This window comes from Treponema primitia ZAS-1, assembly GCF_000297095.1.
Classification (GTDB): Bacteria; Spirochaetota; Spirochaetia; order Treponematales; family Breznakiellaceae; genus Termitinema; species Termitinema primitia_A.
The window spans coordinates 1-2,734 of sequence record NZ_AEEA01000001.1 but is presented as its reverse complement, the minus strand read 5'-3'; the positions used below and the strand labels follow the sequence as shown (position 1 = coordinate 2,734).

Annotated in this window: 3 protein-coding genes; all 3 read right to left on the bottom strand. The window is 56.4% G+C overall.

Going from position 1 to position 2,734, the window contains the following annotated elements; translation table 11 throughout:
• Positions 1-623, bottom strand: a 623-nt coding sequence (locus tag TPRIMZ1_RS0100015) for a lipoprotein (RefSeq protein WP_010252894.1), incomplete at its 3' end; no start/stop codon positions are given.
• Positions 624-632: 9 nt separating this feature from the next.
• Positions 633-803, bottom strand: a complete 171-nt coding sequence (locus tag TPRIMZ1_RS20335; protein WP_157784149.1) for a hypothetical protein — start codon at positions 801-803, stop codon at positions 633-635.
• A 64-nt stretch (positions 804-867) separates the two neighbouring features.
• The coding region (locus TPRIMZ1_RS18000) for a GLUG motif-containing protein (RefSeq protein WP_010252893.1) at positions 868-2,734 on the bottom strand (1,867 nt) is incomplete at its 5' end.

Below are 2,734 nucleotides of genomic sequence, written 5' to 3'. Positions count from 1 at the left end.
TAGGTCCTGATGGACCCATCCGCCGCAGTAACCGTGTAGCTGAGCGGTCCGCCGGAAAAATCCCGGGCCACACCGGAAGCGGCATCCACCGATGCCCCGGTATGGCTGAACACAGGGGCAATGCTGGTAAGATCCGTCCCATGGGGTACGGTCACCGTGATGGTTCCGCTGGCATCATCCGTATCGCTTATGGTTCCGGATACTTCGGCAAGGGTAAAGGCGGTAATTTCCTTCACGGTATAGTCCCCGCTTAGTTCCATGAACACCAAAACCGAATTCTTTCCCGGTGTAACCGTATAGGTAATGCTTCCCGTCCCCACTAGTATTTCCCCGCCGGCAAATGCCTTATACGCCCGGGCGTTTATCGTCCATTCCCCCAGGCTGACAGAAAGGTTCACGCTTTCTTCCCCGGGCGAAAGTTTCTCGTAACGGGATTCTCCCCGGGGACCAGTAAAATCAAATTCATAGCGGAAGGATCGCGCTTCATCATCGGAGACCGACCGCGCTCCGTTTCCTGTTGTTATGGTTAGGTTTCCATCAGGGCTTACCGGCTGCATAAAAATGTCACAACCGTTCAATGCAGACAAAAACACGGCAAGTACCAGTATCCCTGCTTTTTTCATTATATTCCCTTATTTCCAGCGTGTTCCTACGGCAAAATCACCCGTCGACGGAGGAGCGGCGGGGATCCCCGGCGTATTCCCCATCCCCGCAGGCATGGGCGAGACGAGTTTTTCCCGCGCCGTTTCCATCGCTGCCGCTGTCCTGCCGGTTTCAACCGCCAGGGCGAAAATCACTATCATGTACTTTGCGCTTTTATACCTATACCTACCTTAGAAAAACACTCGACCGATCACTCCTAATTCCCTATTCCCAGTACAGCTTGGGGTACACCGTGTTAACCCCGCCGCCGTTCCAGCCGCCCAGACTCTTCCAATAGGCGCCGATGCCGGTTCCTGTGCCGATACCCCAGGCATTGGCGCTGAAACCAGTGCCGGTAACGATGCTTTCGTCAGGCCAGTCAACGCCGCTGAACTGTGTTGTGCCGCCGGTCCCGGTGCCAGAACCATCGCTGGCGCCAACGCCAGCTCCGCTATAGGTAGCCCAGTAGCAGGCGGTGATGGTACCGACGTTCCCCCCTGCCACGTAGCCGACAGAACTGCTGCCAGAAACGGATCCGGTGTTATAACTGGCAGTGATGGCGCTGTAGTTGTCCCCCGCAACGCCGCCGACCAAACCGCCGGTTCCGGTAACGGAGCCGCTATTGGAACTGGCGATGATGGTGCTGTCATTCTCCCCCGCCACGCCGCCAACAACCGCGTCGCCTGAAACGGAGCCGCTATTGGAACTGGCGATGATGACATTAATATTTTCCCCCGCAACGCCGCCGACCCAATAAACGCCGGTAACAGAGCCGCTATTGGTGCAGGCAGTGATGGAGTCGCCGTTGTTACCCCCCGCAACGCCGCCGATAAAATGAGCGCCGGTAACAGGGCCGTTATTGATGCAATCGATGATGACGCCGACGTCATAGTTGTGCCCCACCACGCCGCCAACATACTCGCTGCCTGAAACGGAGCCGCTATTTGAGCAGTCGGTGATGACGCCGACGTTACAGTTAAACCCCACCACGCCGCCAACATCCTGGTGGCCTGAAACAGAACCGCTATTTGAGCAGTCGGTGATGATGGCGCTGGCGCCGGTGTTATACCCCGCCACGCCGCCAACATACACGTAGCCTGAAACAGAACCGCTATTTGAGCAGTCGGTGATGACGCCGGAGTTATACCCCGCCACGCCGCCGACAAATTCAACGCCTGAAACAGAGCTGTTATTGGAGCAGTCGCTAATGAGGGCGTTGAGCCATCCCGCAATACCGCCAATATAGTCGTTGCCTGAAACGGAGCCACTGCGGAGATACACATTCTTTACTTCGCTGACGCTGCCCACGAAACCAAAGAGGCCTTGGTAGTCAGCAGTGGGACTGTTTATATACAGATTGCTGATAGATTTGCCGTCGCCGTCGAAAGTTCCGATAAAGGGCTTGAAGAAAACAACATCATCGGAACCTGTACCCACCGGCGTCCATTCCTGGCCAGACCATGCGCCGGTGGGGCTGCCGGGGGCGATGCCCAGCAGGTCTATGTCCGCATCCTGCTTGTAAGCGCCGTCCAGTGTGGTGTTAATTAACTGGAATTCCGCGTAGCTGCCTATGGGGATGCTGCCGTCCACGGCATCGCGGAATTGGAGGACGCCGCTGCTGTCTATTTTCAGCGTAAGGGTCTCATGTACCTTGCGGCCTATGAGGATTTCTCCGGCTGTGGTGGTGATGCTTTTGATAAGATCACCCTCCACAGTAACGGTGGGCGTCCCCGGATAAGTCCCAAGAAGGATCAGGTCAACCCCCGTAGCCGGGAAGGTGATCGTTACGGTCCCGCTGTCCGCCGCATTCGTTACGGCAGCCCCGGTATAGGTAAAGCAGTTTGCCGCTACGCCGGTAAGGGTATAGCCGGTTTTAGCGGTCAGGGTAACAATAGCTTTGTATACCGTAGAGGGGGCAAAGTTCCCGGCGAATGATGCCCCATCGCCCTTTTGCCAGGTGACAGTTCCGGTATACTGGCTCTCGTCAATCCCCGTGGTGTCCGGGGCCGTATCTTTAACCGGCGCCGTAACCAGACCGTTTAAGCTCAAGACGTTTATAACCGTGTCGTTGGTGATGGTAACATTCACCGTA